We start from the raw sequence: 15,079 nt of genomic DNA on the forward strand, positions 1-15,079 counted from the left end.
AGAAATGAAGCAATACCTCGACTTCATGCGCCACGTGCGCCGCAACGGCGCGCAGAAGGCCGACCGTACCGGCACGGGCACCTTGTCGGTGTTCGGGCACCAGATGCGCTTCGACCTGGCCGCGGGTTTTCCGCTGGTCACCACGAAGCGCGTGCACTTCAAGTCCATCGCCTATGAGCTGCTGTGGTTCCTGCGCGGCGAGACCAACACGAAGTTCCTGCGCGAACACGGCGTGTCGATCTGGGACGAATGGGCCGACGCCAATGGCGAGCTCGGCCCCGTGTATGGCAAACAATGGCGTTCGTGGCCCACGCGCGATGGCCGCGAGATCGACCAGATGTCGCAGGTGGTGCAGCAGCTGCGCACGAATCCGGATTCACGCCGCCTCATCGTGAGTGCCTGGAACGTGGGCGAACTCGACCAGATGAAGCTCATGCCCTGCCACGCGTTTTTCCAGTTCTACGTGTCGGACAAACGCCTGAGTTGCCAGCTCTACCAACGCAGCGCCGATATTTTTCTCGGCGTGCCGTTCAATATCGCCTCGTATGCGTTGCTCGTGCACATGCTGGCGCAGCAGTGCGACCTCGAGGTGGGCGAGTTCGTCTGGACCGGCGGCGATTGCCATCTGTATCTCAACCATCTCGACCAGGTGGACGAACAACTCGCGCGTGTGCCGCTCGCGCTGCCCAAACTGGTGCTGACGCGCCGGCCGCCGACGCTGTTCGACTACACCTTCGAAGATTTCCAGATCGTGAACTACCAACACCACCCAGCGATCAAGGCGCCCGTTGCCATATGACGAAGAAGAAGACCCGACGTAAACCTTTCGACCAGAGCCAGCCCAAGCGCGGCGGACCGCCGATCGTGAGTTCGCCACTGATAGAGGTGCGCAATTCCGACGTGCACGGCCGCGGCGTATTCGCCGTCGCGCCCATCAAGAAAGGCACGCGCATCCTCGAATACCTGGGCGACCGCGTCTCGCATGACGCCGCCGACAAGCGTTACGAAGACCACGACGAGAACGACAACCACACGTTCCTGTTCATCGTGGACAGGAACACGGTGATCGACGCGGCCGTGGGCGGCAACGACGCGCGCTTCATCAATCATCAATGCTCGGGCAACTGCGAATCCGCCATCGAGAATCGCCGCGTGTTCATCGATGCCATCCGCGACATCAAGCCAGGCGATGAGCTTGGTTACGACTACGAGATCGGCCGCGACAAGGACGATCCGCCCAACGTGGATGAGATCTACGCCTGCCGCTGCGGAACGCCCAAGTGCCGCGGTTCGATGCTCGAGCCCGCGAAGAAGGAGCCCGTGAAGCGGCGCAAGAAGACGAAGGCTCGCAAGAGCCGCCGTCCGGCGGCGAAACGTCGCGGCGAACGGTCACGCCGGCGCGCCTGATCGACCAGCTCGCGGCGCGCAGCTTCGCCGTCGTTGACGATTTCGTCGACCCCGGCCTGCTCGCGGATCTGCGCGCGCGCTGCATCGAGCTGCGTGAAGCAGGCGCGCTGCGTCCGGCGCGTATCGGCGGCGGCGCGCAACAGAAACTCGTGCCCGAAGTGCGCGGCGATTTCATCGCGTGGCTGTCGCAGCCGGAGCGCGATGCCGAGCAGCTGTTGCTGGGCAAGCTCGAGGAGCTGCGCGCGGCGCTCAACCGTGGGCTCATGACCGGTCTCGAGGACTTCCAGGGACACTTTGCGATGTACCCGGCCGGCGCCGTCTACGCGCGTCACTTCGACCGGCTCGTCGGCAACGACATGCGCGCGATTTCGGCCGCGCTCTACCTCAACGACCGCTGGCAGCCGGAGGACGGGGGGCAACTGCGCCTGTATACCGGCGGCGGAGAGAGCGAGGACGTGTTGCCGCAGGGCGGGCGCCTCGTGCTGTTCCAGTCCGACCGCTTCGAACACGAGGTGTTGCCGGCGCGGCGCGAGCGCCTGAGTTTCACTGGCTGGTTCCGTCGCCGGCCGATCGAGGGTTTCGTGTGAGCACGCCCCTCATCACGTTGATAGTCGCGGTCGCGGATTCGGGCGTGATCGGCCGCAACAACACGCTGCCCTGGCATCTGCCCGAGGATCTCAAGCGTTTCAAACGCCTGACCCTGGGCAAACCCATCGTGATGGGCCGCAAGACATTCGAGTCGATCGGCAAGCCGTTGCCGGGCCGGCGGAACATCGTGCTCACCCGCGAGCCTAACTATCGGCGCGAGGGCGTCACCGTAGTGCACGACGCGGACGCGGCGCTGCGCGCGGCAGGTGAGGCGGGCGAGGTCATGATCATCGGCGGGTCGGACCTGTTCCGGTTGTTCATGCCGCGAGCCGACCGCATCCATCTCACGCGTGTGCACGCCGACATCGAAGGCGACGTGAGGTGGCCGGCGCTCGACGAACGCGAGTGGTCGGTGACCGGGCGCGAAACGCACGCGGCCGATGATCGTCACGCCCATGCAATGTCCTTCGAGGTGTGGGAAAAGCGCTAGTCGATCGCAAAAAAGGCTGTATGCGGGCATCCCGGCACGCTAAGCTCGCGGCCCTATGAAAAAACTCACCGCCCTCGCGGCACTGCTTTGCACCCTGTCCCTCACCGCCTGCAGCGCGGACGCCGCCAAGGCACCGGCCGTGCCGGTGCCCACCACCGAGGAACAGAAAACCCTGTACTCGCTTGGGTTGCTCATCAGCCAGTCGCTGTCGAGCTTCGAGCTCAAGCCTGAAGAACTCGCGCTGGTGCAGAAGGGCATCAACGACGGCGTCACGGGCGTGAAGACGGAGATCAAGGCGGAAGAATACGGCCCGAAGGTGCAGGCGCTGCAGCAGGCGCGCCTCGCCGTCGCCGGTGAGAAGGCTGCCGCTGCCGGCGTCGCCTTCCTCGACAAGGCTTCGAAGGAAGCCGGCGTCACCAAGACCGCGAGCGGCATCGTCATCAAACACACGAAGGTCGGCACGGGCGCGTCCCCGGCCGCGACGGACCAGGTGAAGGTGCACTACGCCGGCCGCCTCATCGACGGCAAGGAATTCGATAGTTCGATCGCGCGCGGCGAGCCGGCCACGTTCCCGCTCAACGGCGTGATCCCGTGCTGGACCGAAGGCGTGCAGACCATGAAGGTCGGTGGCAAGGCGCAGTTCATCTGCCCGGCCAGCCTGGCCTACGGCGAGCGCGGTTCGCCGCCGACCATTCCGCCGCAGTCGACGCTGGTGTTCGACGTCGAGCTGCTGGACATCGTCAAGTAAACCGGCCCGACGAAGTTCTTTGAAAACGGGGCGCGGCGACGAAAGTTGCCGCGCCCTTTTTCATGCCCGGTGAACAACCCGGCAACGTGAACGCACGCGCAATTCAGGCCTCCGCCCGGCATCCGGGCGCCAGATTGGGCCTCAAACTGTGATCCGCTAGGGGAAAGCCTGAGAAGCCCCCCGTAGACTGCCGGGCATGTTCGACCCGCTGCGCACAATAAAAGGAGTGGCATTGCTGCTGGCCGCGCTCTGCGCTCCTCTGGCGCAGGCCGCGACCTTTTCCGGCACGGTCTTCGAAGATGCGAATTACGGCGGCGGCGCGGGCCGCACCCGCACCGCGTCCGGCGGCACGGTGCTGCAGAACGTCGTCGTGGAGCTCTATCGAGTCAGCGACGGCGCCTTCATCGCCTCCACGACCACCAATGCCAGCGGCGTCTACTCGCTGACTTCCGGCAATACGGCCGTCGCGATGCGTGTCCGCGTGGTGAATGGCTCGGTGCGTTCGGCGCGCACCGGCGGCACCGCGTGCACGACCTGTGTTCCGGTGCAGACGTTTCGCACCGACGCCACCGGCGGCACGGCGGTCGACGTGACCAATCGCGTCGGCGGAGAATCGCCCGGCGTCAGCGATGCGGTGGTGAATCCCGGCTCATCGAACTACTCGACGCTGACCGCCGGCACGCGGGTGCCGCAGTCCATCACCACGGCGACACCGGCGGCTGCGGGTACCACCGTCAGTGGCCTCGATTTCGGTTTCAACTTCGACACCGTCGTGAACATGCGCGACGCCGCCACCTGTACCCCGGCCAATTCCAGCTACCCCTGCCAGGGTTCGCTGCGGCAATTCGTCATCAACGCGAACGCGCTGGGTGGCGAGGGCGCGCTGGCGCAGTCGGGCAGCGGCCAGATCGATGGTTCGACGTCGTTTCTGCCGGGCGGTTCGGAGTCGAGCATCTTCATGATTCCGAGCGGCGCGCTGACCGGCGGCGTCGCCGTCATCACGTTGGCGGCCGCGCTGCCCGCGATCTCGGGCGGCGGCACACGCCTCGATGGAACCACGCAGACCGTGAATATCGGCAACACCAACGCGGGCTCGCTCGGCAGCGGCGGAAGCGTGGGCGTGGATGCGGTCTCACTACCCACGTTTCCACGCCCGGAAGTGCAGCTCGCGGCGGGCAACAACGTCCTGGTCCTGAGCGGCAACAACACCGCGGTGCTCGGGCTGGCGTTGCGCCAGGGCTATCTACAGCTCGCCGGCAGCGGCTGCCTGGTGCGCAACATGCTGGTCGGAATGACCGCCTCGGGTGACAGCAGCGACAACAGCGGCACCACCTACGGCATCGAATTCGCGGGTTCGAATGCCACCGTGCGCAACAACTTCGTGACAGTTAACAACTCCGGCATCCGCACGCAGGGCGGCGGCACCGGCTCGCTGGTCACCTTGAACGAAGTGGCGCGCCCGACTTCCGGCCACACCGATACCTTCGACGGCATCCTGCTGGTGGGCACTGTGTTGTCCATCCAGGTCACCGCGAATCTCACGCGCGACCAGCGCGGCGGCGGCATCGAGCTGGGTTTCGGCGGCGGCGCCTCGGCAAGCAGCATCACCATCACGAACAACACCGTGCGCGGCAACGGTTTCGCCAGCGTCGGGGGCGGCGCCGCATCGGCCGAACCCATCGGCATGGCGGCCTACGACTACAGCGGCTCGGCCGTGACCTTCAGCCGCAATCTCATACGCGACAACGCCGGCGCCGGCGTGCTGGTCATGAACGCCAGCGGCACGACGATTTCGCAGAACAGCTTCGACAGCAACGGCGGGCTCTCGATCGATCTCGATCCGCGCTCCCTCGATCCGAACAGCCTGGGCAGTCCGCAGGGAGTGACGATCAACGACAACGGCGACGCGGATGCCGGCCCCAACGGCCTGCGCAACTACCCGGTGGTGGCCGCGGCCGCGCTGATCGGCACCGAACTATCGTTCAACGGGTTTGCCCGGCCGGGCAGCGCCATCGAGTTGTATGTCGCGCAGGCCGATCCGAGCGGCTTCGGCGAGGGACTCACGTATCTCGGCACGTTCACCGAAGGTTCCGGCGCGGATCTCGATGCGACGACGGGTACCTACGGCCCGGGCAACGTCAACGGACTCGCGCAGGGCACCGACACGACCAATCGCTTCGCGTTTCGCATCGCGGCGCCGGGCCCGGTTGCGATCGGCACGCGTCTCAGCGCCACGGCGACGCTCGGTGGAGAGACTTCCGAGTTCGGCGGCAACGTCATGGCGAGCGCAGGTCCCACGCTCGTCGTGACGAAGACCGCGCAGACCTTTTCCGATCCGGTGAACAACACCACCAATCCGAAGAGCATTCCCGGAGCGGCCAAGCTCTACGCCGTGCGTGTCACCAACCAGGGCAGCGGCGTGGTCGACAGCAACGCGCTGGCGATCGTCGACCCGCTGCCGGCGAACACGCGCCTGTACGTTGCGGATCTCGGCACGCCCGGTTCGGGCCCGGTGGCGTTCGTGCAGGGCACGCCGAGCAGCGCGCTGACCTGGACCTACACCGCGCTCAACAGCGTCACTGACGACGTGGATTTCTCCAACAATGGCGGCGCGACGTGGACCTACGTGCCGGTGCCGGGTGGCGACGGTACCGACGCCGCGGTCAACGCGGTGCGCCTGCGGCCGAAGGGCACGATGGCCGGCAACGGCGGCGGCAACACGTGGTTTGAATTGCAGTTCCGGGTGCTGATCAACTGACGGCGCGGATATCCCGGAACGGGATCTCCGGATGAAACATCACCTTCGAGTAGCGCGGAATGTAGTTCGGATCCTTCCGTTCCCGCTCTTCCTCTTCATGCTTCTTCCGGCGGTATTCCTCGCTCAATACCGCCTCGCGCATCTCGACATAGTTCTCCAGCGCCATCTGCGCGATCGCATCGGTGTTGGGCTTGCGCTCGACTTCGAACGCTTCGAACAACCCGGGCCAGGTGTCATGCCGGTCCATCAGGCGGATCAGTTCGGCGCAATCTTCGAAAGCGCAGTTCATGCCCTGGCCGTGAAACGGCACGATGGCGTGCGCCGCATCGCCTAACAACAACAGGTCGCCGTCGAGGTGCCAGCCCTGCGTATAGACGGTGCCGAGCGAGCCCTGCGGATGTTCGAAGAACTCGCGCGCCAGGTCGGGCATCAATACTCGCGCGCTCGGGAACTCGCGGCTGAAAAATCCCTCGACCGCGCCTGCCGAATTCAATTCGTCGAAGCTGTTCTGCCCGTGCTGGGCGAGGAACAGCGTGGCGGTGAACGTGCCATCGAGATTCGGCAGCGCGATCAGCATGAATCCGCCGCGCGGCCAGATGTGCAGCGCGTTCGGGTCCATCACGTGTTTGCCGTCGCGCGCGGGGATCGTCAGTTCCTTGTAGCCGTGATCGAGCGGTGCTTCGTGCACGGTCGCGACCTGCCGCTCCAGCAGGCTGTCGCGGACCTCCGAGCCCGCGCCGTCGGCGGCGATGCTGGGTTGCGGCGCCGTGTGATAGATGCGCCCGGTGGCTTCGTCGCGCATTTCCAGCACGGTCTTTTCGTGCGCGAGCCCAAGGCAGAGCTGGCCGAAATTCAGCGTCACGTTCGGCAGTGCCGCGGCGGCTTCGATGAGCACACGGTTCAGTCCGGCGCGCGAGACCGAGTGGATCACTTCGTCCGGCCGCACGCCATACACCTGCAGCGCGGCATTGCCGTCGTATTCGTGCACCATGCGGCCGCGCATCACCGTGGCCAGCGGCATCACGCGATCGAGCACCCCGGCAAGCGTGAGGCCGCGGATGCCGCGCGCCGCCAGGGCGAGGTTGATCGAGCGGCCGCCATCGGTTTCCGCCAGCCGGGGATCGGAACGGCGTTCGTACACGGTGACATTGAAGCCGCGCTTCGCCAGCAGGATGGCCAGCAAACTACCCGCCAGTCCGGCGCCGATGACGTTGACGCCGGGTACCGACTTGAGGCTCAAGCAATCTCCTTGAGCGCGGCGGCGAGGGTGTCGACCAGCTCGAAGATGTCGATGAAGCGGTTGTACAGCGGCGCCGGCGCGATGCGGATGATGTCCGGCTCGCGCCAGTCGCAGACGATGCCCCGGTCCGCCAATGCGTCGAAGATGCGCCGGCCGCGCCGCGGGCCACCCACGATACGCAGCGACAACATGTTGCCGCGTTCATCGGGCGATTCGGGCGTGAGGATCAACACGTCACGCGCCAGCTCGCGGATGAGCCGGTCCGCATAGGCGGTGAGGCGCATGGATTTGGCGCGCAATTCGTCCATGCCTGCGGAGCGGAACATCTCGAGCGAAGCAAGCAACGGCGCGGCCGAGAAGATAGGCGGATTGCTGACCGCCCAGCCGGCGGCGCCCGGAGCGGCGCGGAACTCGGGCGCCATCTGGAAGCGGGTCTGCGGTTCGTGGCCCCACCAGCCCGACAGCCGTGACGGCGAGTGGCCGAAGTGCCGCTCGTGGATGAACGCGCCGCCGATCGCGCCGGGGCCGGCGTTCAGGTACTTGTAGGAACACCACACCGCGAAATCGACGTCCCAGTCGTGCAGCCGCAGCGGCAGGTTGCCGATGGCGTGCGCCAGATCGAACCCGGCGATGGCGCCCTGGTCATGCGCGGCGCGTGCGATCCGCGCGCAGTCGAATGCCTGGCCGGTGCGGTATTGCACCCCGGGCCACAACACCAGCGCCAGTTCGCTGCCCAGCTCTTCGATCTTCGCCTCGATGTCCTCGACGCGCAGCGTCTCTTCGCCCGGGCGTGGCGCGAGTTCGATCAGTGCTTCGGCTTCATCGAGTTTGTGCCAGGACAGTTGCCCGAGGATCGCGTGCCGGTCGGACGAAAACGCGCCGGCTTCGATCAGCACCTTGTCGCGCATGCCGACCGGGCGATAAAACGACGCCATCATCAGGTGCAGGTTGATCGTCAGCGAGTTCATCGCGACGACTTCGCTGGCGAGGCCGCCGGTCACGTGCATCAGGCCGCGGGAGAAATTTTGCGCGTAGTCGATCCACGGCCGCGTCGCGGTGTGATGACCGCCGACGCCGAGCGCCGCCCAGTCGGCGAGCTCCTCGCTGACGTAGTCGAGCGCGGCGCGCGGCGCGAGCCCGAGCGAGTGGCCGCATAGATAGATGAGGGGGAGGCCGCTCGTGTTCACCGGCAGCTCGAACTGCCGGCGGTACGGCGCCAGGATGTCCGCGGCATCGCAATCCTGCGCGAAGTCCCGCGAGGCCGAGAATTGCGGCAGCAATTCGTCGCTCGTGACGGAGCTTGGCGAGGCATTCATGGCAAAAGAGGATACACAATCGGCTGGCTGGGGACGGCGTCACCGCCGATGGCAGGCACCGCCAGCGACAGCACGCAGGGCCCGTCGGCCACTTCGTCGGGGATGAACGCGAGCTCGGTGATCGTGGCGCGCGAGCGCGCCGCGTCACCGCGCGCGCTGCTGCCGGGCGGCAAGCCGAAAAACAGGCGATGCCCGACCAGGTGGCCGTCATCGTGTGTACGGTCGACCGAAGGCACGTCCAGCACCAGGTGCTCGATGCGTTTCTCGACCAGCCATTCGACTGCTTCGCGCGTGAGATAGGGCGGCACGAGGTCGGTGTAGTCGCGGCTGCGTTTGCCGGCGTCGTTCGGCAGCGTGCGGATGATGGCGGCAACCGGGTCGGCCATGCGGCCCATCGGCCAGGCGGCGCGCAGGCGGCGGCGGGTGATCAACGTGTCCGTGCCCCAAGGTTGCGGGTCGGTGCTTTCGCTCGATTCGCGCGCCGGTTCCGGCATGACACTAACTACCACCGCGGGCAGCAGGCCGCGCGGCACGACGCGCCAGGCGTCGCCGGATTCGCGCGTCAGGTGGGCGACGCTTTCCGTGTGTGTCATCTGGCAATGCGGGGTGAGCGTGATCGACGCGCAGTTCACGGAGGCGCCGGTGGCGACACTGCCGGTGAAACTGCCGATCGCGAACGGCGTCGAGGTCGGAGCGCCGGCGCCGAAATGCCGCGGGCCCGGAGTGCCGAACTCCACGGCGATCGCCAGGCTCACGCCGCGGTCGAGCGCCGCGCGGAGCTTCTGTCCGCCGAAAGTCAGCTCGGCGATCATGCCGGCGGGTTCATGATCGTGCCGCAGTTGCGGCAGGTGCGATTCGCGACGCTGCCGAAGAACCGGTCGAACACCGGGGGAAGCTGGGTTTCTATGTCGGTGACCGCGACGAATTCCTCGTAGAGCTTGTGACCGCAGTTCTCGCAGTACCACTGGAAGCCGTCGCGTTCGCCCGCGTGGCGCGTACGTTCGATCACCAGCCCGACGGTGTTGGCGGGGCGGCGCGGTGAGTGCGGCATGTCAGGCGGCAGCAGGAAGATTTCGCCTTCGCCGATCGGGACGTCGACGCGTTTGCCGTCCTGAATCGTCGCCAGCGTGATGCCGCCTTCGAGCTGGTAGAAGAATTCCTCGCCCGGATCGACGTGGAAATCGCGGCGGGCGTTAGGCCCGCCCACCACCATGATGATGAACTCGCTGTCGGTGAAGACCAGTTTGTTGCCCACGGGCGGCTTCAGCAGGTGCCGGTGCTCGTCGATCCAGCGCTTGAAATTGAAGGCCTTCAGTTGCCGCATGGGGCGGTATGTTATTCGCTGACGGCCCTGCGATGTGACCCCCTCCACAATTGCGCTTCCTGTCGCCTGCCGGCGTCAGCGGGCCCCGACTTCGAGCCCTCGGGGCCGTGTTATGTTTGCGCCACTAACAGTGTCCGGAGTGGCCGCCCCGTGAAATTCCGTTTGGTGCCCCTGGCGGCAATGGTTGCCTGCAGCCTCGTGCTCAGCGCCTGCTCGATGCGCATGCCGCACGTCTGGCCGTTCTACAAGAAGCCCAAGGTCGGCCCGCAGGCGGTCAACGAACTGAACCTGGTCAATGCCGATGGTTCGGCCGCGACCTATCCGCAGTACTGGAAACGCAACACGCTGGTCATCGACCTGTCCGGCGTGAGCGGCACGGGTGGGTTTGCCGCGCGCCTGCCGGAGGAAACCACCTGGCCGGTTCGTGTTGCGGTACGCGTGCGTCCCGGCAGCGTCCAGCAGCTCGAGATCCAGGGCGAGGAACGTAATGTGCTGCCCGTGGCACCCGAGGGCGCGTTGCCCATCGATCTGGAATTCGCGCCCAGTGTCTATCGGCCCCGCACCGCGGCTATCTACATTTCTTGGGGTTCGATGCCGGTGTTCGCCGAAGTGGCGGTGGCGCCCGAATCGCCGGCGTTCGTTTCGCCGACCGAAGTGCCGAAGACCGCGCCAGCACCCGAGGCGCCTGCGCCGTCGATCGACACGGCCGGCGACCCGGCCGCACCCACCGCCAGCGACATCGTGCCGCCTGCCGAAGTGGTCCCGAGGAATTAAAGGGGACATGCCTATTTTTCGGGCCGGTCTTTTCTCGGGCGCATCCTGATGCGCCCGAGAAAAGACCGGCCCGAAAAATAGGCATGTCCCCTTTAATTCCTCAGGCTTCGCTGCCGCCCGGGGCTTGATGTGACTTGCAGTCGAGCTGGATCGCTTCGGCGTCGGCGTCGAGATTGACTGCGGTGAGCGCGCCGCCCCATACACAGCCGGTATCCAACGCGAGCAGATCCTTGCGGCGGACGAGGCCGAGCGTGGACCAGTGTCCGCAGATGACACGCACGTCGCGGCTGGCGCGGCCCGGTACGTCGAACCAGGGGTAGTAGCCGTCGGGCTGATCGCCGGGCGCGCCTTTCATCTTGAGATCGACGGTGCCGTCGCGCTGGCAGAAACGCATGCGCGTGAACACATTGATGACGAAGCGCAGGCGATCCATGCCGCGCAGGGCTTCGCTCCACTTGTCGGGCTTGTTGCCGTACATGGCGTCGAACAGGGTGCGTCCGTCGTCGCGCAGCACGGCTTCGACCTCGCGCGCGTATTTCGCGGCCTGGCGCGGCGTCCACTCGGGGACGAGGCCTGCGTGGACCAGGAAGTCGCCGCGCGGCTCGTCGAACACCGCGAGCGGCCGGCCTGACAACCACTCCAGCAGCTGATCGCGGTCGGGAGCGTCGAGCACCGCCGCCAACGTGTCGCCTTCTTTCTGCTTGCGCCTCGAGCCATACGCGAGCGCCAGCAGATGCAGGTCGTGATTGCCGAGCACGACGGTGGCGTTCGCGCCGAGCGCACGCACGAAGCGCAAGGTTTCCAGCGATTGCGGACCGCGATTGACGAGGTCGCCCACGAACCAGAGCTGGTCGCGATCGGCGGAGTAGTTGCAGCGCTCGAGCAGCGCCTTCAGATCGTCGCAGCAGCCCTGGATGTCGCCGATGGCGTAACGGGCCATGGTTTGTCAGGAGCTCAATGCAGCAGGCCCGGCATGGCCAGGCGGAACGGCGAGATGGGCGCATCGAACTGCTCGCCGTCGTCATCCACCATCTGGTAGCTGCCCTGCATGGCGCCGACCGGAGTCTCGAGCACCGCGCCGCTGGAATAACGAAACCCCTGGCCGGGCTTGAGATAGGGCTGCTCGCCCACGACTCCTTCACCGCGCACTTCCTGCACCTTGCCGTTCGAATCCGTGATGATCCAGTGACGCGTCAGAAGCCGCGCGGGCACATTGCCTTCGTTGCGGATGGTGATCGTGTACGAGAACACGTAGCGCCGTTCCTTGGGATCGGATTGATCTTCGAGATAGGTCGTGTCGACGTCGACGCGGATCTTGTGCTGGCTCTGCTCCATGCGATCCTGATGATACCGGATCAAGCTTCGGGCACATGCGCCGCGATCGCGGCGAACTGCGCGGGTGTCAGCATTTCCGGACGCAAGGTCGGGTCCACTCCCGCGGCGAGGATGGCCTCGACACCCACGAGGGCCTTGAGCGCGTTGCGCAGCGTCTTGCGCCGTTGCGAGAAGGCGGCCGAAACGGTGCGCGCGAAAGCCGGCGGGACCACGAACGCCGGTTCGCGCCGCACGGCCAGGCGTGCCACCGCCGACCACACCCGCGGCGCTGGCGTGAACGCGCCCGGGCCCACGTCGAACAGATGCCGGGCCTCGAACCACGGCGCCAGCATCACCGTCAGGCGGCCGTACTCGCCGCTGCCGGGCGCGGCCGCGATGCGATCGATGACTTCCTTCTGCAGCATCACGTGCACGTCGTCGATGTGTTCGTGCGCCGCGGCGATGTGGAACAGCAGCGGCGTCGAGATGTTGTAGGGCAGGTTGCCGATCACGCGCAGCCGCGCGCCGCGCGTGCGCGCCAGCGCCGCCAGATCGAAATCGAGCGCGTCCGCCACGTGAATCTCGAAACCCTGCGGCGCGCCCCAGCGCGCGCGCAGTTGCTGCGCGAGATCGCGGTCGATCTCGATCGCATCGAGCGTGCGCGATTTGCCGAGCAGCAGCTCGGTCAGCGCGCCGCGGCCGGGGCCGATCTCGAGCAAGGCCTGGTCGGGCGTGGGCGCGATCTCGCGCACGATGCGCTCCAGCACGCCGCGGTCATGCAGGAAGTGCTGGCCGAAACGCTTGCGGGCGAAGACCAACTAGTGCCTGCCCACGAACTCGATGGCGAGCCGCGTCGCGGCGATCAGGCTGCCCGCATCGGCGCGGCCGGTGCCGGCCAGATCCAGCGCCGTACCGTGATCCACCGACGTGCGCACGATGGGCAGGCCCAGCGTGACGTTGACCGCGTGCCCGAAACCGGCATGTTTGAGCACCGGCAGGCCCTGATCATGGTACATGGCCAGCACCACATCGTAGTTAGACAGCGCGCGCGGCACGAACACGGTATCCGCGGGGATGGGGCCATCTACCAGCAGGCCCGCGGCGCGCGCGCGTTCGATGGCGGGGGCGATCACGTCACGGTCCTCGGTGCCGAGATGGCCGCTCTCGCCCGCGTGCGGGTTCAGGCCGCAGACCGCGATGCGCGGCCGCGCCATGCCCCACAGCCGGCGCAAGTCGGCATCCAGGATCCCGAGCGTGACATCGAGCAAAGCCGGCGTGATCGCATCGCTGACGGCGCGCAGCGGCAGGTGCGTCGTAGCGAGCGCCACGCGCAATGAATCGGCGGCCAGCAGCATGACGGGGTGGGCGGCGCCGGTGCGCGCGGCAAGATATTCGGTGTGGCCCATGAATGGCACGCCGGCATCGGCGATCACGCTCTTCTGCACCGGCGCGGTCACGATGGCGGCGAATTCGCGCTGCGTCGCGCCGTCGATGGCGCGGTCGAGCATGGCCATCACGTGCCGGGAATTGGCGCGGTCGAGCCGGCCCGCCACGCAGGGGCTGGCCAGCGGGATGTCGAGGACGGCGAGGTGGCCCGGCCGACGCGCCATTGCCGTGCCGGGTAGATAGTCGTCGAAGGCCACGTCCAGGCCGAGCATCTGCGCGCGCTCGGCGAGCAACGCGCGGCTGCCGAGGATCACGAGATCGGCGGCGAAGTCTTCCTGGGACAATGCAAGGCAGAGATCCGGGCCGATGCCGGCGGGTTCGCCCGCGGTGACGGCGATCTTTACCGGAATCAGAGCTTGTACTCGACGTACGCCTCGTCGCGCAGCCGTCGCAGCCACAGCTCGGTTTCTTCGTCGGCTTTCGCCTCGCGCAGCGCGGCGAAAGCGCGCTGGCGGCGCACGTCATCGGTGGTGTCGAACTGGCGCCGGCCTAACAACTGGATGATGTGCCAGCCGAACTGCGTGCGGAACGGCTGGCTGATTTCGTCGGGCTGCAGCTGCGCGAGGGTCTTTTCGAACTCCGGCACGTAGGTGCCGGGACCGGCCCAGCCCAGGTCGCCGCCTTCGGCGGCTGAACCCGGGTCCTCGGAAACGACCGACGCCACGGCCGCGAAATTCTCGCCCTTGTTGAGGATGCGGTCGCGGATCGAGGCGAGCTTCTGCTGCACGGTGGCGTCGTCCTGCAGCTCGTTCGGCTTGATGAGGATGTGGCGCGCGTGCACCTGGTTGACGATGACCTGCGTGTTGCCGCGCATCTCGTTGAGCTTTGCGATGTGAAAGCCCGACGGCGTGCGGATCGGCTTGGTGACATCGCCGGCCTTCATGCCTGCGATCGCTTCGCCGAGGAAGGTAGGCAGCTCCGAACCCTTGCGCCAGCCCAGCGAGCCGCCCTCGAGCGCCGTCTGCGCATTCGAGTAGGCCACCGCGAGGCGCGCAAAATCTTCTCCGCCGGTCGCCTTCTGATAGACCTCGTCGGCCTTCTTCTGCGCTTCGTCGAGCTCTTCCGGTGTTGCCGCCTGCGGTACCGCCACCAGGATGTGCGAGACGTTGTACTCGTTGGATTCGGACGGCATCTTGCGCTGCCGTTCGAGAAACTGATCGATCTCGCGCGGGCTCACGTTGATGCGCGCGATGACGTCGCGTTGCTTGAGGATCTGCAGCGCGATCTCCTTGCGGATGCCTTCGCGATAGCCCGCGTAGTCGATGCCCTGGCTCGCGAGCGCTGCCGGCAGATCGGCGAGCTTGAGATTGTTGGTCTCGGCGACATCCGCCAGCGCGTTGTTGAGTTGTTCGTCGGCCACCTTGATGCCGGCACGGTTCGCGCGTTGCATCTGCAGTTCCTGCAGCACCAGACGGTCGAGCACCTGCTGGCGCAGCACGTTGGTGGGCGGCAGATCGAGCTTCTGCTGCCGCATGCGTTCGGCGATGACGAGAATCTGTTCGTCGAGCTCGCTCGACAGCACCACGCCTTCGTTGACGGTGGCGGCGACGCGATCCAGCAGGACGCCGGAGCTCGACGCTTCGCGGGTCTGCGCGAAGGCGGCGGAGGCGAGAAGGGTGGCGGCGAGAATGCCGCAGGCACGCGGAAATGCTTTGGAAATCATGTAGTTGTTTT

16 protein-coding genes are annotated in these 15,079 nt (G+C 66.5%); 7 read left to right on the plus strand and 9 right to left on the minus strand.

Annotation, left to right across the window (positions count from 1 at the left end; all coding sequences use genetic code 11):
* The first annotated feature begins 4 nt into the window (after nucleotides 1–4).
* The 6 genes from thyA to WDO72_15725 all read left to right on the plus strand — a co-directional run bounded on the left by thyA (nucleotide 5) and on the right by WDO72_15725 (nucleotide 5,991).
* Entirely contained in the window at nucleotides 5–799 is a 795-nt protein-coding gene (gene thyA / locus WDO72_15700; protein ID MEJ0087120.1) for a thymidylate synthase, read from the plus strand.
* The gene (locus WDO72_15705) at nucleotides 796–1,407 is read left to right on the plus strand and encodes an SET domain-containing protein-lysine N-methyltransferase (protein MEJ0087121.1); all 612 of its coding nucleotides are present in this window, start codon (nucleotides 796–798) and stop codon (nucleotides 1,405–1,407) included. The genes thyA and WDO72_15705 overlap by 4 nt, the downstream gene beginning before the upstream one ends.
* A complete protein-coding gene (locus tag WDO72_15710; protein MEJ0087122.1) occupies nucleotides 1,407–1,994 on the plus strand; it encodes a 2OG-Fe(II) oxygenase in 588 nt (195 codons plus the stop codon). The genes WDO72_15705 and WDO72_15710 overlap by 1 nt, the downstream gene beginning before the upstream one ends.
* Entirely contained in the window at nucleotides 1,991–2,485 is a 495-nt protein-coding gene (gene folA / locus WDO72_15715) for a type 3 dihydrofolate reductase (GenBank protein ID MEJ0087123.1), read from the plus strand. The genes WDO72_15710 and folA overlap by 4 nt, the downstream gene beginning before the upstream one ends.
* A 55-nt stretch (nucleotides 2,486–2,540) precedes the next feature.
* Entirely contained in the window at nucleotides 2,541–3,233 is a 693-nt protein-coding gene (locus tag WDO72_15720) for an FKBP-type peptidyl-prolyl cis-trans isomerase (GenBank protein ID MEJ0087124.1), read from the plus strand.
* A 196-nt stretch (nucleotides 3,234–3,429) separates the two neighbouring features.
* On the plus strand, nucleotides 3,430–5,991 hold the full coding sequence (locus WDO72_15725; GenBank protein ID MEJ0087125.1) for a right-handed parallel beta-helix repeat-containing protein: 2,562 nt from the start codon (nucleotides 3,430–3,432) through the stop codon (nucleotides 5,989–5,991).
* Here the strand turns inward: WDO72_15725 and WDO72_15730 are convergent.
* Genes WDO72_15730 through WDO72_15745 form a run of 4 tightly spaced genes read right to left on the minus strand, consistent with a single transcriptional unit; the run spans nucleotide 5,984 to nucleotide 9,871 of the window.
* Nucleotides 5,984–7,231: an NAD(P)/FAD-dependent oxidoreductase gene (locus tag WDO72_15730; GenBank protein MEJ0087126.1), complete on the minus strand. Its 1,248-nt coding sequence runs from the start codon at nucleotides 7,229–7,231 to the stop codon at nucleotides 5,984–5,986. The two genes, WDO72_15725 and WDO72_15730, sit on opposite strands and share 8 nt — an antisense overlap.
* Nucleotides 7,228–8,547, minus strand: coding sequence for a kynureninase (kynU, locus tag WDO72_15735; protein MEJ0087127.1), 1,320 nt, complete (start codon nucleotides 8,545–8,547; stop codon nucleotides 7,228–7,230). The genes WDO72_15730 and kynU overlap by 4 nt, the downstream gene beginning before the upstream one ends.
* Nucleotides 8,544–9,359, minus strand: a complete 816-nt coding sequence (locus WDO72_15740) for a cyclase family protein (GenBank protein MEJ0087128.1) — start codon at nucleotides 9,357–9,359, stop codon at nucleotides 8,544–8,546. The genes kynU and WDO72_15740 overlap by 4 nt, the downstream gene beginning before the upstream one ends.
* Entirely contained in the window at nucleotides 9,356–9,871 is a 516-nt protein-coding gene (locus tag WDO72_15745) for a 3-hydroxyanthranilate 3,4-dioxygenase (protein MEJ0087129.1), read from the minus strand. The genes WDO72_15740 and WDO72_15745 overlap by 4 nt, the downstream gene beginning before the upstream one ends.
* A 150-nt stretch (nucleotides 9,872–10,021) precedes the next feature.
* Here WDO72_15745 and WDO72_15750 point away from each other — a divergent pair, with 150 nt between their 5' ends.
* Nucleotides 10,022–10,645 carry a hypothetical protein gene (locus tag WDO72_15750; GenBank protein MEJ0087130.1) on the plus strand — a complete coding sequence of 208 codons (624 nt, stop codon included), beginning with the start codon at nucleotides 10,022–10,024 and terminating at the stop codon, nucleotides 10,643–10,645.
* Between the two features lie 100 nt (nucleotides 10,646–10,745).
* Here the strand turns inward: WDO72_15750 and WDO72_15755 are convergent, their stop codons facing one another.
* Genes WDO72_15755 through WDO72_15775 form a run of 5 tightly spaced genes read right to left on the minus strand, consistent with a single transcriptional unit; the run spans nucleotide 10,746 to nucleotide 15,068 of the window.
* Nucleotides 10,746–11,585, minus strand: a complete 840-nt coding sequence (locus tag WDO72_15755; GenBank protein ID MEJ0087131.1) for a symmetrical bis(5'-nucleosyl)-tetraphosphatase — start codon at nucleotides 11,583–11,585, stop codon at nucleotides 10,746–10,748.
* A 14-nt stretch (nucleotides 11,586–11,599) separates the two neighbouring features.
* A complete protein-coding gene (apaG, locus tag WDO72_15760) occupies nucleotides 11,600–11,980 on the minus strand; it encodes a Co2+/Mg2+ efflux protein ApaG (protein ID MEJ0087132.1) in 381 nt (126 codons plus the stop codon).
* 20 nt (nucleotides 11,981–12,000) lie between these two features.
* Complete coding sequence (gene rsmA / locus WDO72_15765; GenBank protein ID MEJ0087133.1) at nucleotides 12,001–12,777, minus strand: 16S rRNA (adenine(1518)-N(6)/adenine(1519)-N(6))-dimethyltransferase RsmA; 777 nt, start codon at nucleotides 12,775–12,777, stop codon at nucleotides 12,001–12,003.
* Nucleotides 12,778–13,758 carry a 4-hydroxythreonine-4-phosphate dehydrogenase PdxA gene (gene pdxA / locus WDO72_15770; GenBank protein ID MEJ0087134.1) on the minus strand — a complete coding sequence of 327 codons (981 nt, stop codon included), beginning with the start codon at nucleotides 13,756–13,758 and terminating at the stop codon, nucleotides 12,778–12,780. It abuts the gene before it with no gap.
* Nucleotides 13,755–15,068 carry a peptidylprolyl isomerase gene (locus WDO72_15775; protein MEJ0087135.1) on the minus strand — a complete coding sequence of 438 codons (1,314 nt, stop codon included), beginning with the start codon at nucleotides 15,066–15,068 and terminating at the stop codon, nucleotides 13,755–13,757. The genes pdxA and WDO72_15775 overlap by 4 nt, the downstream gene beginning before the upstream one ends.
* Nucleotides 15,069–15,079: the final 11 nt, after the last annotated feature.

Source organism: Pseudomonadota bacterium (genome assembly GCA_037200975.1).
Lineage (GTDB): Bacteria > Pseudomonadota > Gammaproteobacteria > Steroidobacterales > Steroidobacteraceae > CADEED01.